25 protein-coding genes are annotated in these 26,349 nt (G+C 72.0%); 15 read left to right on the top strand and 10 right to left on the bottom strand.

From position 1 onward, the window contains the following. Window positions 1-37: 37 nt before the first annotated feature. Both OJ997_RS37690 and OJ997_RS20555 read right to left on the bottom strand, forming a co-directional pair. Window positions 38-3,322 (bottom strand): BTAD domain-containing putative transcriptional regulator, encoded by a 3,285-nt coding sequence (locus OJ997_RS37690; protein WP_270027101.1) that lies wholly within the window; start codon window positions 3,320-3,322, stop codon window positions 38-40. A 118-nt stretch (window positions 3,323-3,440) separates the two neighbouring features. Beyond that, complete coding sequence (locus OJ997_RS20555; RefSeq protein ID WP_270027100.1) at window positions 3,441-4,589, bottom strand: LCP family protein; 1,149 nt, start codon at window positions 4,587-4,589, stop codon at window positions 3,441-3,443. Between the two features lie 24 nt (window positions 4,590-4,613). Between OJ997_RS20555 and OJ997_RS20550 the strand changes: the two genes are divergently transcribed. Together OJ997_RS20550 and rsmI are read left to right on the top strand one after the other, a co-directional pair. Beyond that, the gene (locus tag OJ997_RS20550) at window positions 4,614-5,603 is read left to right on the top strand and encodes an ROK family protein (RefSeq protein ID WP_270027099.1); all 990 of its coding nucleotides are present in this window, start codon (window positions 4,614-4,616) and stop codon (window positions 5,601-5,603) included. Continuing rightward, entirely contained in the window at window positions 5,600-6,403 is an 804-nt protein-coding gene (rsmI, locus tag OJ997_RS20545; RefSeq protein ID WP_270027098.1) for a 16S rRNA (cytidine(1402)-2'-O)-methyltransferase, read from the top strand. Before OJ997_RS20550 ends, rsmI begins: the two co-directional genes overlap by 4 nt. On the opposite strand, the gene OJ997_RS20540 is transcribed toward rsmI, so the two are convergent. Together OJ997_RS20540 and OJ997_RS20535 are read right to left on the bottom strand one after the other, a co-directional pair. Beyond that, window positions 6,382-7,314 (bottom strand): multicopper oxidase domain-containing protein, encoded by a 933-nt coding sequence (locus OJ997_RS20540; protein WP_270027097.1) that lies wholly within the window; start codon window positions 7,312-7,314, stop codon window positions 6,382-6,384. The two genes, rsmI and OJ997_RS20540, sit on opposite strands and share 22 nt — an antisense overlap. Continuing rightward, a complete protein-coding gene (locus OJ997_RS20535) occupies window positions 7,311-8,366 on the bottom strand; it encodes a cupredoxin domain-containing protein (RefSeq protein ID WP_270027096.1) in 1,056 nt (351 codons plus the stop codon). The genes OJ997_RS20540 and OJ997_RS20535 overlap by 4 nt, the downstream gene beginning before the upstream one ends. 148 nt (window positions 8,367-8,514) lie before the next feature. On the opposite strand from OJ997_RS20535, the gene OJ997_RS20530 reads away from it, so the two are divergent. The 3 genes from OJ997_RS20530 to OJ997_RS20520 are packed head-to-tail and all read left to right on the top strand — an operon-like array spanning window position 8,515 to window position 10,953. Then, a complete protein-coding gene (locus tag OJ997_RS20530; RefSeq protein WP_270027095.1) occupies window positions 8,515-9,360 on the top strand; it encodes a plastocyanin/azurin family copper-binding protein in 846 nt (281 codons plus the stop codon). A gap of 4 nt (window positions 9,361-9,364) precedes the next feature. After that, window positions 9,365-10,315 (top strand): ketopantoate reductase family protein, encoded by a 951-nt coding sequence (locus OJ997_RS20525; protein WP_270027094.1) that lies wholly within the window; start codon window positions 9,365-9,367, stop codon window positions 10,313-10,315. Then, window positions 10,312-10,953, top strand: coding sequence for a DUF2314 domain-containing protein (locus tag OJ997_RS20520; RefSeq protein WP_270027093.1), 642 nt, complete (start codon window positions 10,312-10,314; stop codon window positions 10,951-10,953). Before OJ997_RS20525 ends, OJ997_RS20520 begins: the two co-directional genes overlap by 4 nt. Here OJ997_RS20520 and OJ997_RS20515 read toward each other — a convergent pair. The 4 genes from OJ997_RS20515 to OJ997_RS20500 are packed head-to-tail and all read right to left on the bottom strand — an operon-like array spanning window position 10,911 to window position 13,361. Beyond that, window positions 10,911-11,327, bottom strand: a complete 417-nt coding sequence (locus OJ997_RS20515) for a DUF350 domain-containing protein (RefSeq protein WP_270027092.1) — start codon at window positions 11,325-11,327, stop codon at window positions 10,911-10,913. The genes OJ997_RS20520 and OJ997_RS20515 overlap by 43 nt on opposite strands. Before the next feature lie 17 nt (window positions 11,328-11,344). Then, entirely contained in the window at window positions 11,345-12,520 is a 1,176-nt protein-coding gene (locus tag OJ997_RS20510) for a glutathionylspermidine synthase family protein (protein WP_270027091.1), read from the bottom strand. Beyond that, window positions 12,520-12,909 (bottom strand): hypothetical protein, encoded by a 390-nt coding sequence (locus OJ997_RS20505; RefSeq protein ID WP_270027090.1) that lies wholly within the window; start codon window positions 12,907-12,909, stop codon window positions 12,520-12,522. The genes OJ997_RS20510 and OJ997_RS20505 overlap by 1 nt, the downstream gene beginning before the upstream one ends. Next, window positions 12,906-13,361 (bottom strand): potassium channel family protein, encoded by a 456-nt coding sequence (locus OJ997_RS20500; RefSeq protein ID WP_270027089.1) that lies wholly within the window; start codon window positions 13,359-13,361, stop codon window positions 12,906-12,908. The genes OJ997_RS20505 and OJ997_RS20500 overlap by 4 nt, the downstream gene beginning before the upstream one ends. Before the next feature lie 70 nt (window positions 13,362-13,431). Here OJ997_RS20500 and metG point away from each other — a divergent pair, with 70 nt between their 5' ends. The 7 genes from metG to OJ997_RS20465 all read left to right on the top strand — a co-directional run bounded on the left by metG (window position 13,432) and on the right by OJ997_RS20465 (window position 20,409). Beyond that, window positions 13,432-14,946 (top strand): methionine--tRNA ligase, encoded by a 1,515-nt coding sequence (metG, locus tag OJ997_RS20495; RefSeq protein WP_270027088.1) that lies wholly within the window; start codon window positions 13,432-13,434, stop codon window positions 14,944-14,946. Next, the gene (locus OJ997_RS20490; protein WP_270027087.1) at window positions 14,943-15,692 is read left to right on the top strand and encodes a TatD family hydrolase; all 750 of its coding nucleotides are present in this window, start codon (window positions 14,943-14,945) and stop codon (window positions 15,690-15,692) included. Before metG ends, OJ997_RS20490 begins: the two co-directional genes overlap by 4 nt. Further along, entirely contained in the window at window positions 15,689-16,510 is an 822-nt protein-coding gene (gene rsmA, locus OJ997_RS20485; protein WP_270027086.1) for a 16S rRNA (adenine(1518)-N(6)/adenine(1519)-N(6))-dimethyltransferase RsmA, read from the top strand. The genes OJ997_RS20490 and rsmA overlap by 4 nt, the downstream gene beginning before the upstream one ends. Continuing rightward, window positions 16,507-17,292 carry a 4-(cytidine 5'-diphospho)-2-C-methyl-D-erythritol kinase gene (locus OJ997_RS20480; RefSeq protein WP_270027085.1) on the top strand — a complete coding sequence of 262 codons (786 nt, stop codon included), beginning with the start codon at window positions 16,507-16,509 and terminating at the stop codon, window positions 17,290-17,292. The genes rsmA and OJ997_RS20480 overlap by 4 nt, the downstream gene beginning before the upstream one ends. A gap of 76 nt (window positions 17,293-17,368) precedes the next feature. Continuing rightward, window positions 17,369-18,940, top strand: coding sequence for a bifunctional DedA family/phosphatase PAP2 family protein (locus OJ997_RS20475; RefSeq protein ID WP_270027084.1), 1,572 nt, complete (start codon window positions 17,369-17,371; stop codon window positions 18,938-18,940). Further along, complete coding sequence (locus tag OJ997_RS20470; RefSeq protein ID WP_270027083.1) at window positions 18,937-19,164, top strand: hypothetical protein; 228 nt, start codon at window positions 18,937-18,939, stop codon at window positions 19,162-19,164. The genes OJ997_RS20475 and OJ997_RS20470 overlap by 4 nt, the downstream gene beginning before the upstream one ends. Before the next feature lie 9 nt (window positions 19,165-19,173). Then, on the top strand, window positions 19,174-20,409 hold the full coding sequence (locus OJ997_RS20465) for a PucR family transcriptional regulator (protein WP_270027082.1): 1,236 nt from the start codon (window positions 19,174-19,176) through the stop codon (window positions 20,407-20,409). Between the two features lie 160 nt (window positions 20,410-20,569). Here OJ997_RS20465 and OJ997_RS20460 read toward each other — a convergent pair whose 3' ends face one another. Beyond that, window positions 20,570-22,969, bottom strand: coding sequence for a glucosidase family protein (locus OJ997_RS20460; RefSeq protein WP_270027081.1), 2,400 nt, complete (start codon window positions 22,967-22,969; stop codon window positions 20,570-20,572). 72 nt (window positions 22,970-23,041) lie between these two features. Here OJ997_RS20460 and OJ997_RS20455 point away from each other — a divergent pair, with 72 nt between their 5' ends. Continuing rightward, window positions 23,042-24,070, top strand: coding sequence for a LacI family DNA-binding transcriptional regulator (locus OJ997_RS20455; protein WP_270027080.1), 1,029 nt, complete (start codon window positions 23,042-23,044; stop codon window positions 24,068-24,070). Window positions 24,071-24,080: 10 nt separating this feature from the next. Further along, entirely contained in the window at window positions 24,081-24,875 is a 795-nt protein-coding gene (locus OJ997_RS20450) for an MTAP family purine nucleoside phosphorylase (protein ID WP_270027079.1), read from the top strand. Window positions 24,876-24,932: 57 nt separating this feature from the next. Here OJ997_RS20450 and OJ997_RS20445 read toward each other — a convergent pair whose 3' ends face one another. Further along, a complete protein-coding gene (locus OJ997_RS20445) occupies window positions 24,933-26,027 on the bottom strand; it encodes a hypothetical protein (RefSeq protein WP_270027078.1) in 1,095 nt (364 codons plus the stop codon). Between OJ997_RS20445 and OJ997_RS20440 the strand changes: the two genes are divergently transcribed. After that, a partial coding sequence (locus OJ997_RS20440; RefSeq protein ID WP_270027077.1) for a hypothetical protein occupies window positions 26,005-26,349 on the top strand: 345 nt, incomplete at its 3' end. The two genes, OJ997_RS20445 and OJ997_RS20440, sit on opposite strands and share 23 nt — an antisense overlap.

Raw genomic sequence — 26,349 nt, 5'->3', positions numbered from 1 at the left:
GTGCGCGCAGTGTCGCCGCGCGCGCAGTGATCGTCAACTACACCGAGCGTCCAGCGAGGACGGCTTCCTGGAGCGCGCGGGTCTCGGCGGACGGCTCGACCCCGAGGCCGTCGACCAGCGCGCGGCGGCAGGTGAGGTACTGGCGCAGCGCGAGCGCGGGGCGGCCCGTGCGCGCGTAGGCCTCGATCAGCAGGCGGTGCGCGCCTTCGTCGAGCGGGTCGTCGGTCGTGAGGCGGCGCGCGGTCTCGATCACGGCCGGCTCGTCGTTCGCGGCGCGTTGCTCGGCGGCGAGCGCGTTCAGGACGCGGTGGTAGGACGCCTGGAGGCGCTCGCGCCAGGTGTCGGCCCAGCCCGCGTAGCGCTCTTCCGGGAGTGGCGGGCCGCCCCACAACTGCGCGGCCTGCTCCAACGCAGGGCGGCGGAGGGACCCGGTCGCGGCGAGCGCGGCCGCGGCGGCCTGCGCGAACGCCTCGGTGTCGACGCGGTCGCGCTCGGGCAGCGCGATCCGGTACGCGCCGTCGGCGAATACGATCGCGGACTCGGCCGCCTCGGGCGTGTCGATCACGGTCCGTGCGCGGGACACCGCGACCTGCAGCTGCGACTTCGCGGAACCCGGGTCGCGGCCGGGCCACAGCGCTTCGAAGATCAGGTCCTGCGGTGCGGGCACGCCCTCTTGGACGAGCAGGAACCGCACGAGCCGTGCGGCGGTCGGCCGGCTCCACGCCTCGACCGGCCACTCGCCACGCCGGACCTCGAACCCGCCGAAGAGCCGGACGTTCAACGGCGGCGTCTCAGGCGCGCCGCCTCGCCGCGCGCGCTCGACGACCGTCGGGTCGGCGTCCTCGCGCAGCACCTTGAGCCGCCCCGCCGCCGCGGGGTGCCCCGACCGTGCGACGACGGGCCCGACCGCCGCGCGCACCGCCGCGGTTGGATGCGCGGCGAGCTCGAGCAACTCCGGCCGCCCGGGGAACGCCGCGTCCACGAGCGCGACGACCGCCTCGGCCTCGAGCTCGCCGCGCTCGAGCGCGTCCCACACGGGTCCGCGCAGCAGCGTCCACTCGGCCCGAACGACGTCGGGCCCCGCGGCAAGGGCGGCGTGCACATCGTCGAGGGCGTCGGCCGCGCCGTCCGCGCCGTCCGCGCCGCTCGCGCCGCCTGCACTGCTCGCGGCGCCCGCGCTGTCTGCGCCGCTCGCGCTGTCCGCGTCGTCCGCGCTGCTCGCGCCGGTCGCGTCGCGGTCGCCCGCCCCGCGCGGCTCGTCGGCCGCTCCCAGCGCGGCTCTCTCCGCGCGCAGCCGGCCGCGCGCGTGGTCGCCGACGACGGCGGCGAGCGTCTCCTCAACCAGGGCTCGCGCTCGCGGCGGGTCGAGCACCGGCGCGAGGTCGCACGCGACGATGCCGCGCAGGAACAGCGGGCCGGTGGCGGCCGAGCGCAGGGCGCGTTCGGCGCGGTCGCGGGCCGTCGTGGTGTCGCCGCGGCCGTGGGCGACGAGCGCCAGGCCGATGTCGACCCAGCACGACGGCCAGCCCTCGAAGCCGCGGTCAGCCAGCGGGGCGAGCGCGGTCTCGGCCTCGTTCAAGCGGCCGGCCGCGGCGAGGGCCCAGGCGAGCTGGACGTGACCGAGCGACTGCCAGTGACGCGTGCCGGCGCGGTCGACCATCCGGCGCGCGTGCTCGACCGCGGCGTCACGGAAGCCGGCATCGGCCTCGACGAACCCACGGATCGAGGCCATCCACTCTGGGAACTCGCCGCCCCGACCGGCCTCGAGCGCCTCCAGCGTGGCCCGGAGCGCGGCGTGCCCGCCGAACGGCACTTCGGCGAACGTGCGCAGCAGCGGCTCGAACTCGCGCGCGAGCTCGCCGCCGTCCTGCGCGAACGCCCGCTCGGCGAGCGCGACGCCGGCCTCGATCTCGCCGTGCGCCGCGAGGTTGATGCCGAACCACGCCGCCGCGAGCAGCCCGAGCGGCCGCCCCGCGAGCGCCTCGGGCGCGCCGAGCAGGTCCCGCACGGGCTCGCCCAGCGCCGGCTCGCCGAGGAAGTACGCGCACTCCATGAGGCCGAACAGGGCGACGTCGCGCCGGTCGTCGTCGAGCACGACAGCGGGGCCGGGCGGCGAGCCTGCGGCGAGGTCGGCCTGCGAGCCCGCAGTGGGGTCGGGCGATGACGAGTCCGCCGCAACGCGGGCGGGCGCCGAGCCGGCCGGCGCGGCCGCGCCCAGTGCGCGCGTGTAGTGCGCGGCGGCCTCACGCATGCGGCCCTCGGACGCGGCCAGGCGGCCCTCGAGCCAGGCCACGTCCGCGCGAGCCGCGGCGGTCTCCGGCAGGGCGTCGAGCCAGGCGCGCACCGTGCCCGGAGCGGCGCGGAGCACTTCGGGCGCGGCTTCGGTCATCGCGGCGATCGCGGCCTCGGGCTGCTCGGCCTCCAGCCAGGCGTCGACGGCATCGGCAGCGCGGCCGGCCGCCAGCAGCTCGCCCGCCACCCGCGCGAGCAGCGCCGCGCGCGCCGCCGCCGGCCGCTCGAGTCGCCACCGCGCACGTAGCGCTTCGCGCACGAGCGGGTGCCACGCGTGCTCGCGCGCAACCGGCGGCAACGAGCCGTCGATCGCCGAGTCCAGCACGGCGGCGCGCGCGGCCGCGTCCAGCGGGTCGAGCAGCTCCTCGACGACGTACTGCTCGAGCTCGTCGCCCGCGCCGACGCCGAGCGCCAGCCCGAGCGGCCAACCATGGGTCGTCGCCAGAGCGGACACGACCGCGTCCTCGGACGGCTCGCGTCCGTCGCGCTCGGCGAGCAGCGCCGCGCACTCGGCGGCGTCGAACCGCAGGTCGTCCTCGTCGAACAGCGTCAACGTACCCGCAGCGGCGCGCCGCGCCAACCGCAGCGAGGGCCGGGTGCGGCTCAGCAACACCGTCCGCAGCACCGCGACGTCCGCGTCGAGCAACGCGGCCAGCGCGTCCGACGCGCTCAGGTGCTCGCCGTCGTCCAGCACCAGCACGACCGGGTCGACGAGCACGGCCAGCTCGTCGAGCAGCGCCTCAACGACCGACAGCGGATCGACCGCCGCGCCCGGCTCCAGCAGCTGCTCGAGCAGGACGTCCGCCGCGCCCGGCACGACGCGCCGCAACGCTCGCAGCACGCCCACGAGCAGCCGGCCGGCATCGGCGTCACGCGGTGTGCAGACGTGCCACACCACGGGTCCGTCCCAGCCGCGCAGCGCGCCCGTCAAGGCCGCGGACTTCCCGGCGCCCGCCGGTGCGACCACGGCGACCGGTCCACGCTCCAACGCCACGCGCAGTCGGTCTTCAACGCGCGGCCGGGCGATCACGCGCCGCAGCCTACCCGCCAGGACCGAGCGGTCCGGTAAGTGAGCGGAAAGCGGCCCCGCTCAGAGTGCGCGGCATGCCTTCACCCCTTCCACCACACCCCGACTATCAGCCCGCGCGCTAACCCAGGAAGCGGTCGACGGCGCGCTGCTTGGTCGCGTCGTCGACCGTCAAGCCCGCGCCGCCGTCCGGCAGCGTCAGGGTCCCGCTCGGCTTGAGCACCTGCGGCTTGGCCGTGCCCGCGCTGAGCTCCGCGCCGACCACGCCCAGCAGCGTCGGCCCGGACATGTCCGACCGGACCGCCTTGGGCGCGGCCCAGGACACCCACGGGAGGCGGACGAACGTCTCGACCGAGGTGACCTTGTCCTTGATCGAGCCGAGGATCTTCTGCTGGCGGCGGGCGCGGGTGAGGTCCGATTCCTTCGGGTTGCACTCGTTCTTGCGCGTACGGGCGAGCGCGAGCGCCTGCTTGCCGTTGATCTCCTGCTCGCCGGCCTTCAGCCGCAGCGTGAAGCCGCCGTTCTTGAAGCCGCCGTTGATGCGTGAGACGACGCAGCCGCCGCGGTAGGTGACGCCGCCGAGCGCGTCGATCAGCTGCGGGAAGTTCTCGAAGTTGACCTCGATCAGGTGGTTGACCTGGATGCCGAGGAAGCTCTCCACGGTGCGGATCGCGAGCGCCGGGCCGCCGATCGCGTACGCCGCGTTGATCTTGTTCTGGCCGTGGCCGGGGATCTCGACCACGGTGTCGCGCGGGATCGAGAGCGTCGCGTTGTGGCCGCCGCCGATCCGCAGCAGCAGGATCGAGTCCGACCGCGAGGCCTGGCCGATCTTGTTCGCCCCGGGCTCCTTGCTGTCCTTGGTGCGCGCGTCCGAGCCGAGCACGAGGATCGTGTTCGGGGACGTCAGCGGGTAGCCGGAGCCGCCGAGCTCGGCGTCGGCGGCGCTGGACACCTGCGACGACTGGATCTGCGCGGAGACCAGGAAGAGCACGAGCGAGATCGCCAGCCAGGCGAACACCCCGGTGGCGACCCAGCGCAGGACCCGCCAGGGGCCGATCCGGCGACGACCGGGGCGGCGACGCGGGCGCGGGAACGGCAGGCGCCGGCGACGGCGCGGCGGCGCTTCCGGCGGTCCCTCGTCCCAGCCGCGGGGCGCGTCTTCGCGCGGGCTGTCGGCCCCGAGCCCGCCGCCGTCGTCGTCACCGCGCCGAAAGAGCTTCGGCTTCGAGCGGTAGACGTTGTACGGACGCTTGTCGTCGGGTTCAGCCATGCGGGAGGCGGTAGGGTGGCCGGCATGGCCGAGGGCTACGTCATCGGCGTCGATCTTGGCGGCACGAAGCTGCTGGCGGGAGCGATCGACGCGGATCTATCGGTGATCCACCGTACCAACCGACTTGTGTACGGGCTAAATCAGGATGAGCTCGTGCAGATGATCGCCGACGCCGTGGATGAGATCCGCGCGTCGGTCGGCGAGATCAGCGCGATCGGGTTCGGGATCCCGTGCACGTTCGACTCGCGGACGGGCATGGCGGTGCAGGCCGTCAACGTCCCGCTCAAGGACATCGCGTTCGGCGAGCTGATGGCGGACCGCCTGAACATGCCGGTCGTCGTCGACAACGACGCGAACTGCCACACGGTCTGCGAGTCGCGGATCGGCATCGCCCAGGGCGCTACGGACGTGGCGCTGCTCACGCTCGGCACCGGCATCGGCGGCGGCCTGCTGCTCAACGGCCAGGTCTACCGCGGCTGGATCATGGGCGGCGCCGAGATGGGGCACATGGTCGTCGAGATGAATGGGCGCCCGTGCCAGGGCAACTGCCCGAACTGGGGCTGCCTGGAGTCGGTCGCGTCCGGCTCCGCGCTCGTGCGCGAGGCGTCGCTGGCGGTCGCCCGTCAGCCCGACACCGCGCTCGGCCACGCGCTCGAGGAAGGCCGTGAGCTCACCGGCCCGCTGATCACCGAGCTCGCGACGGCGGGTGACCCGGTGGCCCGGGGCGCGATCGAGACGATCGGGAGCGCGCTCGGCGTCGGCATCACGAACCTGGTGAACATCTTCAACCCGCAGGTCGTCGTGATCGGCGGCGGCGTGATCGCGGCGGGTGAGCTGCTGCTCGCGCCCGCACGCGAGGTGATGCTGGAGCGCGCGCTCGCGCCGGGCAAGGACGTCGTGCGCGTCGAGGCCGCCCGCTTCGGCCCCGAGGCGGGGATGATCGGCGCCGGTCTGCTGGCCCGCGACGTGCTCGACGGCAAGACCACGGGCGCCATCGAGAACCACCCGCGTTGAGCGGACGTCTCGTCGTCTGCCCGACGCCGATCGGGAACCTCGAGGACATCACGCTGCGCGTGCTGACCACGCTGCGGGAGGCGGACGTCGTCGCCTGCGAGGACACGCGGCACACCGCGGGGCTGCTCAAGCGGCACGGCATCGAGGCCAAGCTCGTCTCCTACCACGAGCACAACGAGCGGGCGCGGGCGGGCGAGCTGGTCGAGCGGATGCGCTCGGGCGAGGTGATCGCGTTGGTCAGCGACGCCGGCATGCCGCTGGTGAACGACCCCGGCTACGACCTCGTCCAGGCGACGGTGGCCGCGGACCTGCGCGTCGAGGTCCTGCCCGGACCGTCCGCGACCATCACCGCGCTGGTGGCCTCCGGCCTCCCCAACGACGTCTGGCGCTTCGCCGGCTTCCTCCCGCGCAAGGCGGGCCCGCTGCGCGAGGTGTTCACGGGGCGCGAGACCGTCGTGGCGTTCGAGTCGCCGCGCCGCGTGGGCGCCTCCCTCAAGGTCCTCGCCGAGCTGGACCCCGAGCGCCCCGTCGCGGTCTGCCGGGAGCTGACGAAGCTGCACGAGGAGATCGTCCGCGGCAGCGCGCAGGCGCTCGCGGAGCGCTACGGGAAGGAAGACCCGCGCGGCGAGATCGTGCTCGTGGTCGGTGCCGCGCCGGCCCCCGAGGGCCTCGACCCGCAGGCGGTCGAGGCCGTGCGCGCGCTGGTCGAGGCGGGCGCCCGTTCGAAGACCGCGGCGAAGGTCGTCTCCGACCTCACCGGCGCGCCGTCGAACGAGCTCTACCGCGCTCTCTTGACCTGATAGGTCCCGATCATCCCGGCCATCATGTGGCTCTCCACGTGGCAGTGGTACATCCACGTGCCGGGGTCGCGTTCCCGCCAGCGGATCCGGGCCGACTCGGCCGGGCCCAGAGTCACGGTGTCCATCGGCACGCCGAGCGGGGTGCGCCAGCGGTGGCCGTGCACGTGGAAGGTGTGGTGCTCGGAGCCGATCACCGCGACGTCCCACTGGACGAGCTCGCCCACGCGTGACTTGAACACCGGCGTGTTGCCGACGAACGCGCGGCCGTTGACGGCCTGGAACTTGCCCATCGGCGAGAACACCACGACGTACTCGCGATCGGGTGCCTTTTCGCGCCGGCCCAGGATCGAGAGCATCCCGAACATCCCGCCCTCGAGCGAGGCGGTCATCTCCTTGCCGTGGTCGTGGTACGGCCACGCGCCCGCGGAGTCCTTGCCCGCGGTGAGCTTGTACGTCCAGGTCTGACCCGGCTTGACGTCCGCATCGCGACCCGAGTAGCCGGGCAGGTAGGAGCCGTCGGAGTCGGGCTTGTACTCGACGCCGTGGAAGTGCATCGAGTGCGGCCGGTTGAAGGCCGTGTCCAGGTTCTTGAAGTGCACGCGGAGCTTGTCACCGACGCGGGCGCGGATCAGCGGGCCGGGGATGAGGTCCGAGTTGCCGGAGCCGGGCGCGGTCACGTTCTCCAAGGGCTTCTTCCAGCCCTTCGTGTAGCGCCGGTAGACGACGGTGCCGAAGACCGTCTCGGCCGGGGTCAACGCCGTGCCGTGGATCGCGTCGCGCTGGTTGGGCGCGATGTTCAGCGTCACGGGCACGGCCGCGACCCAGTACTCCCGGGTCGCGGCCGAGGACGCCGACGGGGCGGCGAGAACACTCGCCGCCCCGAGGACCAGCAGAGCCGTCAGGCGTCTCACTGGACGGTGATCGAACCCTGCATGAAGGGGTGGATCACGCAGAGGTACTTGTACGTCCCGGGCGTGTCGAACTTCACGCTCGCGTCCATCGGCTGCGGCGTCTGGCTGTAGGCGTCGAGCACGCCCGTGCTCCAGAACCCGTTGCCGTGCGTCGTCGGGCTCAGCGAGACCGGGGTGACGTCGCTCGGGTAGAGCCCGCGCGGGTCGATCGCCGGCGACTCGAACGACTTCGCGATCACGCCGACGTAGGAGTTCGGGTCGCTCACGTCCCCGGGGCCGAACGTCGCGGTGTGCGGCTCGAAGCTGCCCTTGGTCATCGTGAACTTGACCGTCGTTCCGCTCTTGACGGTGAGGCTGGCCGGGACCATGCCGAGGTACTCGATCCCGCCCTTGGTGGCGCTGCCGAGCGCGACGGTGTTGGCCGGCTGCGTCTTGGTCTCGAGGCCCTTGGCGGCCTTGACGGTCGCGTCGCCCTCCTTCTTGACGGTCGCCGCGTCCTGCTTGGCGGTCGGCACCTTCGCGCCCTTCTTGGCGACCGTGACGGACGCCTCCATGCCGGGATGGATGTCGCAGTAGACCTTGTAGGTGCCGGTCTTGGAGAACTTGACCGTCATCGGCTTGGCGCCTTCACCCGGCAGACCCGACTGGATCTCGGCGGCGCCGCTGTAGGTGAACTTCTTGCCGAAGCCGGCGGCGGTGAACAGCGCCGGGTTCGGCCCGATCGCGTCCTGGCCGTTGAACCAGAACGGGGCGCCCGCGGCATCGTTGGACCCCGCGACCTTCTGCCCGGTCGGGATCAGGAACGGCGTGACGCCGTCGCCCTTCTTCGGCAGGTGCACGTTGTGGAAGCCGGCCGGCACGAACTTCACCGAGTCACCGACGTTGACCTTGAGCTTGCCGGGATAGAACGCGTTGGCGACGGTCGCCTCCCCGAGCTTCTTCGTCGTCGCGGGGGGCGAGCCCGCGTAGATCTCTTTCGTCTTCGCCTGCGCCATGGCCGGCACGGCGAGCGTGATCGCGGCGGCGGCGACCACGGTGCGGAGGGCAATCATGCGTCTCAAGAAACGCCGCCGCACAGCGGAAGTCAAGCGTTGCGGGAAAGTGTGGTGCTGGCACTGAGGCGAGGTTCGGATATCCCCCGTAAGGACGGCGGAGAACTCCATCGCACCGGTTTCGCGCAGCCGAGATAGTCGCGTACCGATGCGCCGCAGCCTGCTCGCCCTCACCGCCTTCCTGCTCCTGCCCGCCGCCCCGGCCGCGGCCCAGCACGACCACGGCGGCCAGCACGACGGCCCGGCCGTCCCGATCTACAACGCGTCGTTCGCGGTGCCGCACATCGACGTGCTCGCCGGCGACACCGTGACCTGGCACAACGCCTCCCTCCGCGCGCACAACGTGCTCGCCGACGACCGCAGCTTCGCCTCCCCGCGGCTGCTGATGGACGGCCTGTACGAGCATCGCTTCGGCGCGCCCGGCACGTACGCGTACTTCTGCCAGCTGCACCCGTCGATGCGCGGCGACGTCGGCGTCCACCGCCTGCTGCTGGACGCGGCGAAGGAGCCCGCGGCGCCCGGCAAGCCGTACGCGCTGAAGGGGCGCGCCGCGCTGCCCGAGGGCACGACGGTGTCGATCCAGGCCGACGGCGTCGAGCAGACGACGGCGACCGTGGGCGCCGCCGGCGCCTTCTCCGCCACCGTGAGCCCCGCCGCCACCGCGTCCTACACCGCGGTCGCCGGCGGCGAGTCCGCGCCGCCCGTCCAGCTGCTCGTGCTCGACCGCAAGGTCAGCGCCGGCCAGAAGGTCGGCAAGCGCAAGCTCACGATCACCGTGAAGGTCACGCCCGCCTCGGCCGGCTCGACGGTCGTGCTGCAGCTCAAACTCAAGGAGCACTTCGGCTGGTGGCCGGTCAAGGCGACGAAGACGGGCTCCGGCGGCACCGCGCGCTTCACGATCGACCGCGGCCGCAAGGTCCAGGCGCGCGTGCTGCTGACCGCGTCCGACGAGGCGACCGAGCTCGCCCGCAGCGCCACGTTCCGCTTACGCTAAGCGCATGTCCAGGATTCTGGTGGTGGGTGGTGGCGCGATCGGCGGCATCACCGCCGCGGGTGTCGACGCCGACGTGGTCGTGCTCGACGCCAACGAGGCGCACGTCGCCAAGCTGAGCGACCCGGGCCTCGTGATCAACGAGGCGGCGCCGGTCAAGCTCGAAGCGGTGTCGACCGTCGACGCGTTGGACGGCGAGTTCGACTTCGCCCTGATCGCCGTCAAAGCGCCGCTGCACCACGTGGCGATCCCGCCGCTCGTCGAGCGCGGCGGCATCGGCGCGTTCGTCACGCTCGGCAACGGCCTCATCCAGGACCGGATGGTGGAGCTCGTGGGGGAGGGCAACCTGCTCGCGTGCCTCGTCGAGTGGGGCGGGTCGAACGTGGGTCCGGGCGAGCTGATCCGGGACTCCGAGGGCGGCTACGCCGTCGGGGAGCTGGACGGGACGATCACGGACCGGGCGCAGCAGCTGGCCGCGGCGCTCGAGCCCATCGGCCACACGCGCGTGACCGACAACGTGCGCGGGATGATCTGGACCAAGCTGCAGGTCAACTCCACCTTCACCGGCCTGTCGGCGATCTCGGGCCTGCGCTACGGCGGCGTCGCCGAGCAGGGCGCGGACGCGGTCTTCGCGCTGTGGGAGGAGGGCGTCACCGTCGCTCGCGCCCAGGACCTGCGGCTCGAGGAGATGCACCACGTCGACCCTTACGCGTTTGGGCCCGCACCACTCAGGAAAATGATGGAGCACATGGCCAACGTCCGTCCTTCCATGCTGCAGGACCTCGACGCGGGCCGTGAGACCGAGGTCGACGTCGTCAACGGCGGCGTCGCGACCAAGGGCCGCGAGCTCGGCATCCCCACGCCGCACAACGACAAGGTCGTCGAGCTCGTGCACTCGATGGAGCGCGGCGAACGCGCTCCTGATCCCCAGTACCTGCACGAGGTGGCGAAGGCATGAGCGACTGGTATCTCGACAACGCCGAGAAGCTCCACGCGGCGAACCCGCGTTCGTTCTTCATCCCGAGCGAGGAAGCGCGCAACGGGCTCGAGAAGGGCGACGTCGTGCGCATGGTGTTCGCGCTGCACGAAACCCGCGACGACGGCATGAGCGGCGAGCGCATGTGGGTCCAGGTCGAGGGCCGGGATGGCGACGAGTACTACGGCTGGCTGACCAACGAGCCCGCGGCGATCCGGGACATCTCCCGCGAGGACACCGTCCGCTTCAAGGCCGAGCACGTCATCGCGATCTACGACGAGCGCACCGAGCCGTTCGAGGACCTGCTCGCGTACGTCCCCAAGCGGCTGCTCGAGGACGACGACCTGCAGCCCGAGGTCGTCCACCACGACCCGGAGGAGGAAGAGCGGCCGCCGCGCGACGACGGCCAGAAGTCCTCAGGCTGGGATCTCCTCGTCGGCGACGAGACCGAGGAGCAGCTCGACGCCGACAAGCTGACGATGTCCAACCTGCTGTGGCTGATGGAGCGCTACCCGGCGTTCGGCGAGCTCGTCTTCTCCGGCGCCCGCGAGGGCACCTGGGTCCTGAAGGACGGCAGCTACGTCAGCGAGGCGCAGATGATCAGCGCGACCGACAGCTGAATCCCGGCCGTGACGTAGCCCGCGGCGTGCACGCGCTCGGTGCCACCGTCGAAGCAGTGGTCGGCGAGCTTGCCCGGGATCAGCATGTCCAGGATGAGGAAGCCGATCGCCTGCGTGACGACGCCGATGAGCCCGAAGATCGCGGCGTCGTCCAGGCCGTCCCAGCCCGCGCCCGTGAAGTAGATCGAGAACCACAGGATCAGGCCGAGTGAAGCGAGCCCGGTGCCGGCGATCAGGCCGGCGCCGCGGTTGCCTTCCATCACGTGGATGCCGAGGCGGCCGGGGGTGAGCAGGTCGAGCGCGAGGAACCCGACCACGAGCACGACGAGGCCGATGCCGCTGTAGGCAAGGGTCTGCAGGATGAGCTCAAACACGGGTGACGCTCCCTCTCTCAGTCATCAATGACGTGCGGCACGAACCGCGACAAGTTGTTGGTCACGAGCCCATTGGACTCGCGGATGCCGAGCCCGGCGGGCTCCATGTCGACGGTCCACACACCCAACACCGGGTGGTTGCCGTCGTAGTCGCCGAGATCGGTGTACTGCTGGACGACGAAGCCCTCCTCGCCGTAGCCCTGGTCCGGGCCGCGGTCCGCCTCGTCGCCGTCGATCACGATCACCGAGTTCGCGCCCTCTCGCGCGAGCAGCGGCTTCTTGACGTAGCTCTTGAGCTTGTGCTCCTCGCCCTCGAAGAACGCGGGGAGCAGGTTCGGGTGGTCCGGGAACAGCCGCCAGAGCACCGGCAGGATGCCCTTGTTGGACCACAGCATCTTCCAGATCGGCTCGATCCAGAGCGTCTGGCCCTGGTCGTCACCCATCCGCCTGAGCGCCTCTTCGGCGAACTCCTCGTGGACGAGCCACTCCCACGGGTAGAGCTTGAACACGCTGCGCATCGAGCGGCCCTGGCGGTCGACGAAGCCGATGTGCTCGTGCAGCCCCATCGCCTCGATCGACATCAGCTCGCACGTGAAACCGGCCTCGCGCGCGACCTCGACCATGTAACCGGCGGTCATGAAGTCCTCGCCGGAGTTCTCGGCGTTGGTGTGCACGAAGTACACGCGGTCGCCCGGCAGGCGCGGGAGCAGCTCCTTCCAGCGTTGGACGAGCAGCTCGTGGACCATGTTCCACTGGTCGCCGCCGGTGCCGTAGACGTCCTGCACCCAGTGCCACTGGACGGCGGTCTCGACGAGCGACGTCGGCGTGTCCGCGTTGTACTCGAGCATCTTGAAGCCGTCGTTGCCGTACGCGAAGTCGAAGCGCCCGTAGATCATCGGCGGCTCGGACTCCCACGTCTCCTTGATGCGCGGCACCGCCCAGCCCGGGATGCCCATCTGCGAGAAGAGGTTGCTCTCGATGATGTAGTCGCCGGCCTCCACGAGCATCTCGAGCAGCAGCCGCGCGGCGGCCTCCATCTCGTAGACCTCGTCGCTGCCGAGCGTGTAGGCGTTGGACTCGTGCCAGTACGGCATCATCGAGCCGTCCGGAAGCTCGGTCTTCCAGTAGATGAGGCCCTGCTCTTCGATGATCGCGGGCCAGCCCTGCCGGGGCTCGACCTGGATGCGATGCATCAGCCCCCGCCGGAGTGGGAGGCGACGGAGCGACCCACACCGCTGGCGGACGTGCTGCGGCTGGACGAGCCGAACCCGCCGCGGCGCGCGTTCTCGGCCACGTTGGACGCGGCCACGCGGTCGCCGCCGGTGAGCTTGGTGCCTGGGACGTAGCGGTTGCCGCCGACCGCGCTGCCGCCGTAGAACCAGAAGAACGCGCCACCGCCGCCACCGTTGTTGCCCGCGTAGGCCTCGTCGTCGCAGTAACGGTTCTCGACGATCTGGTCGTTGTCGTCCACGCAGTACGCGCTGTCGTCGTCGCCACCGCAGGCGGCGAACGCGATGGCGAGCACGGGCACCGCCATCAGCGGGACGGCGCGGGAGCGGAGTCGGCGGCGTTCTTGGGTCACTTCGTCTCTTCCTTGGAGGCCTCGTTGGCGTGGATGCGGCGCAAGGCATCGACGACTTCAGGGTGCGACACGCGGGCGCGGATCTTGTCCATCTCCGCTTCCATGACGGCCATCACGTGCTCGATGTCGTCGTCGAGCTCGGGCGTCTCGTCACGGCCGTGGATGCGTGCTTCCCGGATCTCGTCCGCGAGCAAACCCGTGAGGATCGCGACCGAGCCGAGCCCGCCGGCCATCACGAACATCGCGACCCACCGGCCGGCGATGGTCTCGGGCGAGTAGTCGCCGTAGCCGACCGTGGTCAGCGTCACGATCGCCCACCACATGCCGTCGATCCAGTCGGCCTGCTCTTCGACGAGGCTGAAGAACGCCCCGCCGAGGACGACGGTGGACACCAGCAGATACAGGCAGGCGCGCCCGGGAAACTGTGCGATGAAGCGCAGGATGCGGTTCAAGGAGACGCAAGGCTAACGGGACTTGGGAAGAACTGCACTGGTTCGAGTCTCGCTAACGTCTCCCGGCGCGATGGCCTACTACGTCACGACGCCGATTTACTACGTCAACGCCGCGCCCCATCTGGGCCACGCGTACACCACGATCGGCGCCGACATCCTCGCGCGGCACATGCGCCAGCGCGGCGAGGAGGTCTTCTTCCTCACGGGCACCGACGAGCACGGCGAGCCGGTCGCGCAGGCCGCCGAGAAACTTGGCGTGTCGCCGAAGGAGCTCGCGGACAAGAACGCGGAGCGCTTCATCGCGCTCGGGCCGCGCCTGAACGTCACGAACGACTTCTTCATCCGCACCTCGGACCCGCGCCACAAGCGCGCCGTCCAGGACGTGATGCAGCGCATCCACGACAACGGCTTCACGTACAAGGGCCAGTACGAGGGCCTGTACTGCCCGCGCTGCGCCGACTTCAAGACCGGGCAGGAGATCGGGCCCGGCGACACCTGCCCGATCCACAAGATCCCGCTCGAGCACAAGAGCGAGGAGAACTGGTTCTTCAAGCTCTCCGCCTTCCAGGAGCGCCTGGAGGCGCTGTACGCCGAGCGGCCCGACTTCGTGACGCCGGGGACGCGCTTCAACGAGGCGCACTCGTTCATCACCGGCGGCCTGAACGACATCAGCCTCAGCCGCTCGCAGCTGACCTGGGGCGTCGAGGTCCCGTGGGACACCGGGCACGTCTTCTACGTCTGGTTCGACGCGCTCCTGAACTACTACACGGCGTTGCAGTTCGCGCGCGAGGGCGAGGACCTGCGGGACACGTTCTGGCCGGCGTTCCACATCATCGGCAAGGACATCCTCAAGTTCCACGCCGTGTTTTGGCCCGCGATGCTGATGGCCGCGGACATCGAGCTCCCGAAGGGCATCTTCATCCACGGCTTCCTGCTGATGAAGGACGAGTCGGGCGCCGAGCACAAGATGTCCAAGTCGCTCGGCAACGTGCTCGACCCGTTCGAGGTCATCGACCGCTTCGGCACCGACGCGCTGCGCTTCTACTGCGCGCGTGAGGTCACGTTCGGGCAGGACGGCGGCGTGTCCGTCGGCGGGTTCGCGGAGCGCTACACGAGCGAGCTGGCCAACGACTTCGGCAACCTCGCGAGCCGCACGACGAACATGGTCGCCCGCTACTGCGACGGCGCCGCGCCGTCCGCGGACCTGGACCCGAAGCTGGGCGAGGACTTCGAGGGGCTGCTCGAGGAGGTCTCGGCGCTGCTCGACAAGGCGGAGATCACGCAGGCGCTCGACCGGATCTGGCAGCGCGTGCGGCGGCTGAACCGGTACGTCGAGGAGCACCAGCCGTGGCAGCTGGCCAAGGACGAGGCGAAGGCCGGCGAGCTGGCGACGGTCCTGCGCTCGCTCGCCGAGGGCCTGCGGGTCGTGACCGTGCTGCTCGTGCCCTACATCCCGGAGGCGACCGAGAAGCTGCTGGCCTCGCTCGGCGCACCGGAGACGGCGTGCGAGACGGCCCGCTACGGCGCGCACCCGGGCGGGCAGCCCGTGGAGAAGATCGCCCCGCTCTTCCCCAAGCCGGAATGATCGACAGCCACACCCACCTCGACCGCGGGCCCGCGCCCGAGGCCGAGCTCGTCGCGCAGGCCCGTGAGGCGGGCGTCACGCGGATCCTCACGATCGGCATGGACGAGGCGTCGTGCGCAGCGGCGATCCGCGCGTCCGAGGAGTACGACGAGGTCTTCTGCGCGGTCGGGCGGCACCCGAACGAGACGACGGGCTACGAGCCGTCGGTGCTGGACGCGCTGCGGGAATACGCGCAGCATCCGAACGTGCGAGCGATCGGCGAGACCGGCCTGGACGACTTCCGCGACTACGCGCCGCGCGCCGACCAGGAGCGCGCGTTCGCCGATCACATCGCGCTGGCGCGGGAGGTCGGCAAGCCTCTCGTCATCCACACGCGCGCGGCCGACGACGACACGATCGCGACGCTGGCGCGCGACGCGGCCGGCCTGGAAGTGATCCTGCACTGCTTCTCGATGCCGACCCGGCTCGAGGAGTGCCTCGATCACGGCTGGTGGATCTCGTTCGCCGGCAACGTCACCTACCCGAAGTCGACGGACCTGGCCGAAGCGGCCGTGCGGGTGCCGCTCGACCGCATCCTGGTGGAGACGGACGCGCCGTACCTGACGCCGCAGGTCGTGCGCAAGGAGCGCAACCGGCCCGCGTACGTCGCCCACACCGCGCGCTTCATCGCCGAGCGCCGCGGCATCGCCTACGAGGAGCTGGACGCTGCCGTGGAAGCGAACGCTGCCAAGCTCTTCCACTGGTGACGGAGCCCACGCAGCCATCGATCCGCCGCATGCGCGAGTTCGGGATCCGCCCGAACCGCGACCTCGGCCAGAACTTCCTCGTCGACTCGAACATCCTCGAGATCATCGGGCGGCTGGCCGATCTGACCCCTGAGGACGTCGTGCTGGAGGTCGGCGGTGGCCTTGGCGTGCTGTCCGAGTACCTGGCCGAGCGGGTGGCGCACGTGCACGTCGTCGAGCTCGACCGCGGGCTCGAGCTGCCGCTGCGGGACGCGCTGGAGCCGTTCGCGAACACCACGCTGCACTTCGCGGACGCGGTCAAGCTGGACCTCGATGCGCTGGACCCCGCGCCCACCAAGGTCGTCGCCAACCTGCCGTACGGCGTCGCCGCGACCGTGATCATCCGGACGATCGAGCTCGAGAGCGTCGTCGCGTGGGTGGCGATGGTGCAGAAGGAGGTCGGGGAGCGGTTCGCCGCCTCGGCGTCCACGTCCGCGTACGGCGTCCCGTCCGTGCTCGCCCAGCTCGCGTGCGACGTGCGCGTGGAGCGCAAGGTCCCGCGCGGCGTCTTCTTCCCGGTCCCGAACGTCGATTCCGTGCTGGTGGGTCTGAAGCGCCACTCGCCCGCGCCGCCGAAGGAGCTCGTCAAGCTGGTGCAGCACGGCTTCAAGCACCGGCGCAAGGCGATGGCGAAGTCGCTCGAGCTCTCCCCGGGTGGCTCGAAGGACCTGCGCGACCGCACCCGTGAAGCGCTGGTCGCGATCGGCAAGCCCGCCGACGCCCGCGCCGAGTCGCTCTCCCCGGCCGACTGGCGCGCCTTCTACGAGCAGATCTCGTGAGGGCGCCGGGCAAGGTCAACCTCTGCCTGCTGGTCGGCGCGCCCCGCCCCGACGGCCTGCACCCGCTCGTCTCACTCGTCCAGCCGACCGACCTGGCCGACACCCTCGAACTTAAAGACCCAGGGCCTTTAGGTTCGGACGAGGTCGTCTGCGCGGGCGTGGACGGCGAGAATCTCGCGCTGCGGGCGCTGCGGGAGTTCCGGGCCGCGACCGGGTGGGACGGGCCGCCGCTGCGGATCGAGATCACCAAGCGCATTCCGATCGCCGCGGGCATGGCGGGCGGGTCGAGCGACGCCGCCGCCGCGCTGCGGCTGATCAGCCAGGCCTCCGGCCTCCCCGTTCCGGACGACGTGCCGATGCGGCTCGGGGCGGACGTGACCGTGATGCTGCGCGGCGAGCGCGCGCTGATGACCGGGGCGGGCGAGCTCGTGGAGCCGCTGCCGGGCGCCAAGCCGCCGCTGATCATCCTGCCGATCGACGCGGCACTGGGCGCGGGCGAGGTCTACCGCGAGTTCGACGCCCACGACACGCCGCGCACGCCCGATGAGCTCGCGGCTGCCGCGGAGGCGCTCCGGCACGGTGTGTTCGAGCCGGTCAACGACCTCGAGCCCGCCGCGCGGCGGCTGTGCCCGCTGATCGACCGCGCGCTGCAGGCGCTGCGCGACGTCGGTGCCGAGCAGCCGATGGTCACCGGCTCCGGCCCGACGGTGTTCGGCATCAGCGACGACCCCGAGGCGCTCGCCTTCCTCCGCCACGCCTACCCGCGAGCCGTCGCCGCATGACTCGCGCTGCGCGCTCGCATGCTCCAGCGGGAACTCGCCCGGGGGCTCGTTCCCGAGGCCTGGTCCGAGGCCGAGCGTGAAGTTCACCTGGCTGCTCGCCGCGGTCGCGCTCGCCGGCTGGCTGATCATCCGCCGCCACAAGCAGCACCGCTGGGTGCAGGTGGCCGAGCTCGTGGTGATCGCCGGCGCGTGCCTGGTCGGGTTCGGCGTCGTGCACCTGCCGAACTTCGAGCACCTGCTCGAGGACGCGGGGCAGATGCTCGGCAAGTGGACGTACCTCGCCGTCGGCCTGCTGGCGTTCCTGGAGACGGGCGCCTTCCTGGGGTTCGTCGCGCCCGGCGAGACCGCGGTGATCGTCGGCGGGCTCGTCGCCGGCCAGGGCGAGATCTCGCTGCTCGTGCTGATCGCGATCGTGTGGGTGTGCTGCGTCCTCGGCGACCTGACGTCGTTCGAGATCGGGCGCCGGCTCGGCCGTGGCTGGCTCCTCAAGCACGGTGCGCGACTGCAGATCACGGAGGAGCGGCTCGGGACGGTCGAGGCGTTCCTGGACAAGCGCGGCGCGGTGTTCATCGTCTTCGGCCGCTTCCTCGGCCTGGTCCGCCCGCTGATCCCCTTCACCGCGGGTGCTTCGCGGATGCCGCTCAGCAAGTTCCTGCCCTACGACATCCTCGCCGCGGGGCTGTGGTCGATCCTGTTCTGCACGCTCGGGTTCCTGTTCTGGCGCTCGATCGACCAGCTCACGACCTACGTCTCGCGCGGGTTGTTCGCGTTCGGGACGCTCGTCGTGGTGATCGGCGGGATCGTCGCGCTGATCCACCTGCGCCGCAGCCCGGAGGCGCGCGCGAAGGTCCGCGACTGGATCGACGAGCGCGACGACCAGCCCGGCTGGAAGCACCTCGCGAAGGCCGCCCGGCCCGTCTGGCACCTCCTGCTCAGCCCCGCCGCGAAGCTCGCCGACGTCGCCGCGCGCTTCACCACGGACCGGATCACGCCCGGCAACCTCGGGCTGGAGCTCACGACGCTGCTGATGCTCGCGCTGATCGGCGGCTTCAACTTCTTCCTGATCGGCGACGCGATCCTCAACAACCCCGAGCCGCGGATCGACCGCTGGGCGTTCGACCTCGCGCAACGGCTGCGCAACGAGACGGTCGTCGACATCGCCCGCGTCGTGACCGAGCTCGGCTCGTCGCCCGTCACCGCCGCGCTCACGCTCGCCACCGCGATCTTCGCCCTGGTCCGGCGGCGCCGCATCGACGCGGTCGCCCTGATCGCCGGCTGGCTGCTGGTGTGGGCCGCCGTCCATACGACCAAGAGCGCCTACGACCGTGAGCGTCCCATCGGCGCGTTCACGGACACGTTCGACGCCGCCTACCCCTCCGGCCACACCGCCTACGCGATCGCGCTGATCGCGATCGCCACCGTGCTCGTGCGCGCGGGCGTCGGCTGGGCGGTGCGGATCGGGGTCGTCACGGTGGCCGTGATCCTCGCCGCGATCGTCGGCGTGACGCGGGTCTACCTGCGCGCGCACTTCCTCACCGACGTGCTTGGAGGAGCCGCGCTGGCGATCGCGATCTGGTCGCTCGTCGGCATCTTCTCGCTGTTCGCCGGCCGCGTTCGCCACAATGTTCCGAGCGAGACGTCTCGATGACCGACGACACGAAGACCTACCTCATCATCGGCGCTGCCGCGCTCGTGAGCCTCGTGGCCTGGCTCGCGCTCGTGGTCATCCCCGCCTGGAAGTCCTACTGGCGCGTGCGCGACCGGATCGTCGCCACCGTGCTGAGCATCTACATCCTCGCCGCGTTCGTGCTCGCGGGGACGGGCGTCGGGCTCGCAGCACTCTGGTATTTCAGCGATCGCGTCGAGCTCTAAACTAAGCCCGTGAGTTCGCCCGCCCGCAAGGAGGCGGCGCCGCCCGATCTGGGTGCTCTCGGGGCCATTTCCGACGCCGTCGAGTCGGGCTTGGGTCTGCCCGAGGTCGTTCGCGCCGCCGCCCGCGCCCTTGATGCGTCGCTCGTCCTGATCGACCGCTCGAGCTCCGTGCTCGCGGTCGCCGCGCGCTCAACGGCGGACGAGCGCCAGCTGATGCGGGACGCCGAAGGCGTCGAGACGCACGAGCTGCGCGTGGGCGACGCGGTCGTCGGCCGGCTGCGCCTGCGGCCCCGCGGCGGTGGAACCTCAGCCGCGGTGCTGCGGATCGCCACGACGATGATCGCGTCCGAGGTCGAGCGCCTGCGCGCGCCCGACCGCGCGTCGGAGGCCGCCCAGTCCGCGTTCCTCACCGCGCTGCTCTCCCGCAAGGTGACCGACCGCGGGGACATCATCGCCCGGGCTTCAGAGCTCGGGGCCGACCTCTCGGAGGGCGGCGCCGTCGTGGTCGTGCGCGCGCACCACTTCGCGCCGGCGGACGACGACTGGCGCGCGCGGGTGCTCGCCGCCGCCGAGCGCGCGGCCCGGTCCGGCGCTCCCGGCGCGCTCGCCGCGAGCATGGAGGACCACGTCACCGTGCTCCTGCCGACGGCGGAGGACGTGGCCCTGCGCCGCGTCGCCGAGGGCATCGCGCGCGAGCTCAACGCGTCCGTCCACGGGTTCACCTTCGCGGTCGGCCACTCGCGCGTCGCACAGGACCCGGTGGACCTCTACCGCGCCGGCAACGAGGCGCTGCTCGCCGCCAACGTCGCGAACGCGGACGGCGCCGGCGACGAGGTGGCGATGCTCGCCTTCGAGGACACCGGCGCCTACCGGCTGCTGCTGCCCGCCATGAGCGAGGACCCCGCCGAGCTGCAGCGCTTCTACGCGGAGACGGTCGCGCCGCTCGTCGCCTACGACGACCAGTACGAGACCGACCTGGTGCAGACGCTGGAGACGTTCCTGGACGCCGACGGCAACGTCGCCGGCACCGCCGCGCGCCTGTTCACGCACCGCCACACGGTGCGCTACCGGCTCGAGCGCGTGAAGGACCTGAGCAGCCTGGACGTCGCCTCCACGGACGGCCGCGAGAAGCTCGGCCTCGGGCTGAAGGCGATGCGCGTGCTCGGCATCGCCGCGCCGCGCGGCCCGGCCTCGGAGGCCGGCGCCGGCGGCGGGCGCGTGCGGCGCGACGTCAAAGACCGCTAGTGCCGCGAGTCGCACGTTCGCGTGCGCATAGCGGGCCCGATCGTCGTGGCTGGGCCCGCTGGTGATTCCAGCGCATGCTGGTGGTACGTGCGGGATCGCCGGCGGCCGCCAGGCGCGGCGAGACGTCCGGTAGGTGCCCGCGAACTTCCGGCTCGGGGCACTAACGTCGTTCGACCGTCACTACGTGGCGGCCCTGCGGGCGCGTGACGCTGACGGTGAATTCGACGCCCCGCTTCGTCACGCGCGGAGTGAGGAAGTACTTCTGGCGCTTGCCGTCCACCCAGACGCGCTGCGGGCGGGTGCCGTGCGGGAGCGTGACACCGATGCGCAGGGTCCGCACATCGTCGCTGCGCAGCGTGACCCGCGTCTCGTACGTCTTGCCGTCGCGGAGGGCGCGGACCGCCACGGTGCCGTCCTCGCCGAGGCGGATCGACCGCCCGCTGATCAGCTCCTGGTCAGGCGGGAGGTTCGGCACGACGTCCAGCCGGCGGCGGCCGAGGTTCGGCTGGACGCCGAGCTGCTGCGCGATCACGGGCCAGGCCGTGCCGTAGTGGCCCCAGGCCTGCATGAACATCGAGCGGCACGTCCAGCAGCGGTCGATGTTCCGGTTCTGGTCAGGTGACGGCAGGATCTCCGGCAGCGCGCCGGGCTGCTCGTCGAGCATCGTCTTCGCGTTCGCGTCGGTGTAGCGGCGCTGCGAGCGGCCGTAGTTGCCGTCGGCGACGGCCTTGATCGCGGTGTTGAGGCTGAACACGGTCCGCTCGCCCTTGCCCTCCGGACCGCCGGTGCAGCCCGTGTGGAAGAGGCCGACGTTGAACGGGGCGGTGCCGCTGAAGCAGTCCGTCTCGCGGACGTCGAGCGCGGTGTTGGCGTGCGCGGCCGGCGCGAGCCCCGTCTCCATCGGGGTGACGCCGATCCAGTGCTGCTGGACGAGCTGCGCGTTGCTGGAGCCGAGTGAGTCGGCGTACTGCTGCGACGCCTCGTTCCACCAGGTGCGGTCGAAGGCGGGGCGCAGCTGTCGCAGCAGGTCATACGCCCACTTCGCCGTCGCTCCGTCGCCCGTGTCGTTCGCCAGCGTGGCCAGGTCGGCGAGCCCGCGGATCAGATAGACGGCGTTGTCGAGCTTCTCCTCGCCCATGCCCTCGCGCTCGACGTTGCCGAGGCCCTCGGGCCAGCCGTCCTTGTCCTTGTCGAGGTTGTCGACGACGTAGCGCATCGCGCGCCGCGAGAAGTCGTAGAGGTCGTTCAGGAAGCGCCGATCGCCGGTCCAACGCCAGACGAGGGCGACGGCGCTCGGGAACTTGACTGACTCGTCCGTGTTGCCGGCGTCCGTGTTCGCGCCGAAGTAGACCGAGCCGTCGGTGACGATCTCGTGCGCGACCTTGCCCGACTTGGCGTTGAGCCGGTCCGACACCTGCTGGAGCGCCTTCAGGTGCGCCTTGATCGGTTCGAACTGGCCGAGAGCGACCGCCGCGAACGCCGTGTACTCGCCGTCGGTGGCGAACAGCCACGGGTAGTCGGGGTAACCCGCGCCGATGAACGTCGCCTCCTTCAGGACGCCGACGGGGCGCGGGTACGCCTTGCCGCGGTCGACGAAGCGGATCTGCAGGTCCTTCGCCGTCTGCGTGAGGTCGGCAAGGTTCTGCTTGCCGTAGTCGACGGCCTTCTGCAGGCTGCGGTCCCCCGGCAGGCTCACGGTGCTGCGCTCGGCGAGCGCGGCGCGGGCGGCGAGCTTGCGGTCGAGCAGCGCCTGCGGGTCCCTGGCGGCCGCGGTCAGGTCGGCGCGGGTGGCGGCGACCGCGAACCACAGCGTCGTCGGCTTGTCTGAGACCCGGACGCTGTAGCGCAGGCGGCCGCCGGCGCCGCGGCCGACCGGTCCGTCGTCGCACTGGCTCGGCGGCTGCTTGCCGTCCGGGCCGCAGATCAGCCCGGCGCGCGGGCCGCGGAAGCCCGGGCCGGTCTGGACGCTCTGCGCGGTGCGGTCCGCACCGGCGAACGCGGTGAGCGCGCCGTCGCGGAACGCGAGCACGCCCTGCTCGCTCGCGGCGGTGTCCTGGCCGTTGTCGGAAGCGGTCGGGTGCCCCTCGCTCGAGCTCCACGGGTAGGCGTTCAGCAGCTCGGAGTGCACGTCGACGTCGATGGCGACCGTCTTCGGCGTGGAGGACGTCAGGGTGAGGCCGAACAGCGCCGCGCGACGGCCGTCGGGGACGAAGTCGGTCCGGCTGAGCGCGACGTCGTCGAGCTTCGGCAGGTCGTAGCGGACGTAGCCCGCGCCACTGGTGAAGCGCGTGGCGGGGCCGACCCACTGGCCGTCGACGCCGAACCAGACGCCGTCCGCGAGCTTGAGCGGGGGCGCCCAGACGCCGCCCATCTCACCCGTGATGTGCCAGCCGTTGGCGTACCAGCCGCCGTCCTGGAAGCCGACCGCGTAGGCGCGATCACCCGCCACGACCTCGCGCCGGTCCGCCAACCGGTCGCTCGTGGAGATCTCCCTCGCGGCTCCCGCAGTCGCCGGGAACAGCGCGAGAACCAGCCCCGCCGTACCGAGTGCACGCATCATCTTGGTGCCTTCCTCTCCCCTGAAGCGCTTCAGGCTTGCTACCCGAGGCGCACGTTCGGGTAACGACGTGGCGTGACCTCGTCCGACCCGCCGCGCCGCCGCCCCACGATCGCTGACGTGGCGCGCCGCGCGGGTGTCTCCGCCGCGGCCGTGTCGTTCGCGGTCAATGACCGGCCGGGCGTGTCCCCGGACACGCGTGAGCGCATCCTCGTCGCGGCCCGTGAGCTCGGCTGGCGGCCGTCGGCGAGCGCCCGCGCGCTGACCGAGGCTCGCACCCGCGCCATCGGGCTGGTGCTCGCGCGCGACACGGAGCAGCTCGAGCTCGACGCGTTCTTCATCCGCTTCCTGTCCGGGATCGAACGGGCGCTGACCGACGCCGACTACGCGCTGCTGCTGCAGCTCGTGCCGGGTGGGGCGGGCGCGGCGCTCCCGGCCTACGAGCGGCTCGCGGCGGCGGGGCGCGTGGACGGGTTCCTGCTGACGGACGTCGAGCTCGACGATCCGCGCTTCGCGTTGCTCGAGGCGTCCGGCGTGCCGGTCGTGCTGGCTGGCCGGCCGGTCGGCGAGTGCCCGTTCACGTGGGTGGAGACGCGCCACGAGGAGGGCATGCGCGGGCCGGTCGAGCACCTCGCGGCGCTGGGGCACGAGCGGGTGTCGTTCTTCGGTGGGCGGGCGGACTACGAGCACGTGCAGGTGCGGCTCTCGCGCTGGCGGGAGGCGATCGACGCGGTCGGCGTCGAAGAGGGGCTGGCGGTGCACGCGGACGATCGCGAGGCCGCGGCCGCGGCGGAGGTCCTGCTCGCCGGGGAGCCGACCGCAGTGGTGTGCGCGAGCGACGTGCTCGCGCTGGCGGTCGTCGGCGCGGCGCGCGAACGCGGGCTCGCCGTGCCCGCGGACCTGTCGGTGACGGGGTTCGACGACTCGCCCTTGGCCGCGTTGGCGTCACCGCCGCTGACGTCGGTGCGCGTGGACTACGGAGAGTTCGGCGAGGCGGCCGCGGGCGCGCTGCTCGCGGCGATCGGTGTCGCCGACGCGCCGGACTATCAGCCGTCCGCGCCGGAGCTCGTCGTGCGCGCGTCCACGGCCGCGCCGCCCGGGTAGGGTGCGCGGCATGGCGATCGGCATCCTCACCGGCTCGGGCACCTACGCGCTTCCGGGCTTCACCACGTCCGGCTCGGAGCCGGTGCTGACGGAGTGGGGCGAGGCGTTCGTCTCACACGGCTCGTGGGCGGGGGTCGATGTGCTGCACGTGTCCCGCCACGGCGTCGGGCATCCGCGGCTGTCGAACCACGTCACGCACCGCGCGAACATCGCGGCGCTGAAGTCGCTGGGTGCGACGGGCGTGCTCGCGGTGACCGTCTGCGGTGCCGTCGAGCCGGACGCGGAGCTCGGGTCGGTCGTGTGCTTCGACGACCTGCACTTCCTCTCGAACCGGCTGCCGGACGGCTCGCTGTGCACGTTCTTCACGGAACCCGGCGCGGCCGACCGCGGGCACTGGATCTACGAAGGCCCGTTCTCGTCCGGGTTGCGCGCCGCGCTGCTGCGGGGTGGCGAGGAGGCGGGCGTGGCCGTGCGTGACGGTGGCTGTTACGGGCACGTCGACGGGCCGCGCTTCAACACGCGCGCCGAGATCCGGTCGCTGGCCGCGGCGGGTGTGACCGCGGTGTCGCAGACGGCCGGCCCGGAGACCGTGCTGTGCGGCGAGCTCGAGCTCCCGTTCGCGCTGCTCGGGTTCCTGACCGACTACGCGAACGGCGTCACCGAGGAGGCGACGCCGGTCTCGACGCTGGTGGAGAACATGGCCGCGTCGACCGAGCTGTTCGCGTCGATCCTGCGCGCCGCCGTCCCGCACGCCGCGGCAGCGACGCCAGACAACGCCGGCGTCGTCTACCGCTTCCACGCCTAGCCCTGCATTCGGCGGGAGTGCGAGCCCTCCGGGCGAGCACTCCCAGCGACGCGAGCGCTAGCGAGCGTCGCGCGTCACGCGCACCGTCGCGTCGGCGGAGCCGGAGATCCGGAACTCGTCGTCGCGGAACGCCTCGAAGCGGCTGCTGCGCCCGACGCGCGCGGTCACGCCGTCGTAGCGAGCCGTGGCCTTGATCTGGGCTTCGAGCTCCTTGAGCGAGGTGGGGCCGGGATCGCCGCCCTCGTCGCGCTCGTCGTCGTCGCCGATGATGATCGTGGTGAAGCCGTCCTCGCCCTGGTCGGCGTCCTGGCCGACGAAGCGCACGCGCTGGCTGCCGCGCGGGGCGTCGCCCGGGATGCGGACCGTGTAGTTGCGGGCGAACGTGCCGCCGCGGACGCGCTGGAGCGACACCCGGGCGCGCACGCGCTGGCCGGGACGGACGCGCGACGGCAGCCGGACGGAGCGGATGAACGCCTGGTCGGCGCCGCGGCGGACCTTCAGCAGCACGTTGATGCCGGTCACCTGCGGCGGCGTGCCCGTGTACGCGTCGATCGAGGAGATCGCGTTCGCGAGGTCGCTCGACGCGCCGCTGAGCACCGCGTTCAGCGACGAGCCGTCGTCGGACTGCGTCGCGGACGTCGACACGTAGCGGTTGCAGAACCGCAGCGGCTTCTCGATCTCCTTGAGCGCGATCTTCGCGCACATGTTCCCCGTGAGCCGCGCCGGCGTGCTGCCGAGTAGGCCGGCCGCGGCCTGCGAGACCGCGAGCGGCGCGATGAACGACGTCCACGACCCGCCGCTCGGCAGATCCACCGCGGCCTCGTCCGCCGCCGACGTATTGATCGCGGCGACCGCGTTGGTGTCGAGGTCGCGCGCGATGACCTGCACCGGCACCGTGTGCGGCAGCGCGCCGGTCCGCCCGGCGACGGCGCTGAACCCGTCCGAGCTGATCGTCCCCAGGTCATGCCCGGAGGACGCGAGCTTGTACGTCGACGCGAGCGCCCCGAGCGCTGTCGGGTTGTTCACGATCCGGAACACGTACGCGTCCTGCAGCAGCAGCGCGCGCCGCCCGACGCCCTCGAGCTGGTGCCCGAAGACCCACACCCGGTCGCCGTCGACGTACGTCACGGTGCCGACCGCGCTCGTCCGCACGTCCCCGGTCGAGTACCCGACCGCGACCGCCGACCCGGGCCGCAACGTCTGCGGCGCGAACGACCCGAGCGGCCCCGGAGGCACCGCGAGCACGGGCCGCCCGGCCTTCGCCGACGCGGCCGTGAGCGCGTTCGCGATCGACGGGCTGAGCCCGCTCACGCTCATCGGCGCCACGATCGGCTTGGCCGACGCGAGCGCCGCCTTCATCCGCGGCGACAGCGTCGTCGCGCCGCTCGCGCTCGCCTCCGCGTCGCCCCCTCCGGCCGCGCCGCTCGCGCTCGCCTTCGCGCCGCTCGCCCCGGCCGCGCCGCTCGCCTTCGCC

Source organism: Solirubrobacter phytolaccae, assembly GCF_027587195.1.
Taxonomy (GTDB): Bacteria; Actinomycetota; Thermoleophilia; order Solirubrobacterales; family Solirubrobacteraceae; genus Solirubrobacter; species Solirubrobacter phytolaccae.
The sequence above is the reverse complement of the archived record's forward strand: the minus strand, read 5'-3'. Positions and strand labels throughout refer to the sequence as shown.

What these genes read in the sequence shown, in the direction of transcription:
- OJ997_RS20530 (WP_270027095.1), top strand. Translation starts at nt 8,515, where the DNA reads ATGCGCCGCAGCCTGCTCGCCCTCACCGCCTTCCTGCTCCTGCCCGCC.
- OJ997_RS20510 (WP_270027091.1), bottom strand. Translation starts at nt 12,520, where the DNA reads ATGCATCGCATCCAGGTCGAGCCCCGGCAGGGCTGGCCCGCGATCATC.
- OJ997_RS20520 (WP_270027093.1), top strand. Translation starts at nt 10,312, where the DNA reads ATGAGCGACTGGTATCTCGACAACGCCGAGAAGCTCCACGCGGCGAAC.
- OJ997_RS20525 (WP_270027094.1), top strand. Translation starts at nt 9,365, where the DNA reads ATGTCCAGGATTCTGGTGGTGGGTGGTGGCGCGATCGGCGGCATCACC.
- OJ997_RS20470 (WP_270027083.1), top strand. Translation starts at nt 18,937, where the DNA reads ATGACCGACGACACGAAGACCTACCTCATCATCGGCGCTGCCGCGCTC.
- OJ997_RS20550 (WP_270027099.1), top strand. Translation starts at nt 4,614, where the DNA reads ATGGCCGAGGGCTACGTCATCGGCGTCGATCTTGGCGGCACGAAGCTG.
- OJ997_RS20460 (WP_270027081.1), bottom strand. Translation starts at nt 22,969, where the DNA reads ATGATGCGTGCACTCGGTACGGCGGGGCTGGTTCTCGCGCTGTTCCCG.
- OJ997_RS20535 (WP_270027096.1), bottom strand. Translation starts at nt 8,366, where the DNA reads ATGATTGCCCTCCGCACCGTGGTCGCCGCCGCCGCGATCACGCTCGCC.
- metG (WP_270027088.1), top strand. Translation starts at nt 13,432, where the DNA reads ATGGCCTACTACGTCACGACGCCGATTTACTACGTCAACGCCGCGCCC.
- OJ997_RS20555 (WP_270027100.1), bottom strand. Translation starts at nt 4,589, where the DNA reads ATGGCTGAACCCGACGACAAGCGTCCGTACAACGTCTACCGCTCGAAG.
- OJ997_RS20450 (WP_270027079.1), top strand. Translation starts at nt 24,081, where the DNA reads ATGGCGATCGGCATCCTCACCGGCTCGGGCACCTACGCGCTTCCGGGC.
- OJ997_RS20490 (WP_270027087.1), top strand. Translation starts at nt 14,943, where the DNA reads ATGATCGACAGCCACACCCACCTCGACCGCGGGCCCGCGCCCGAGGCC.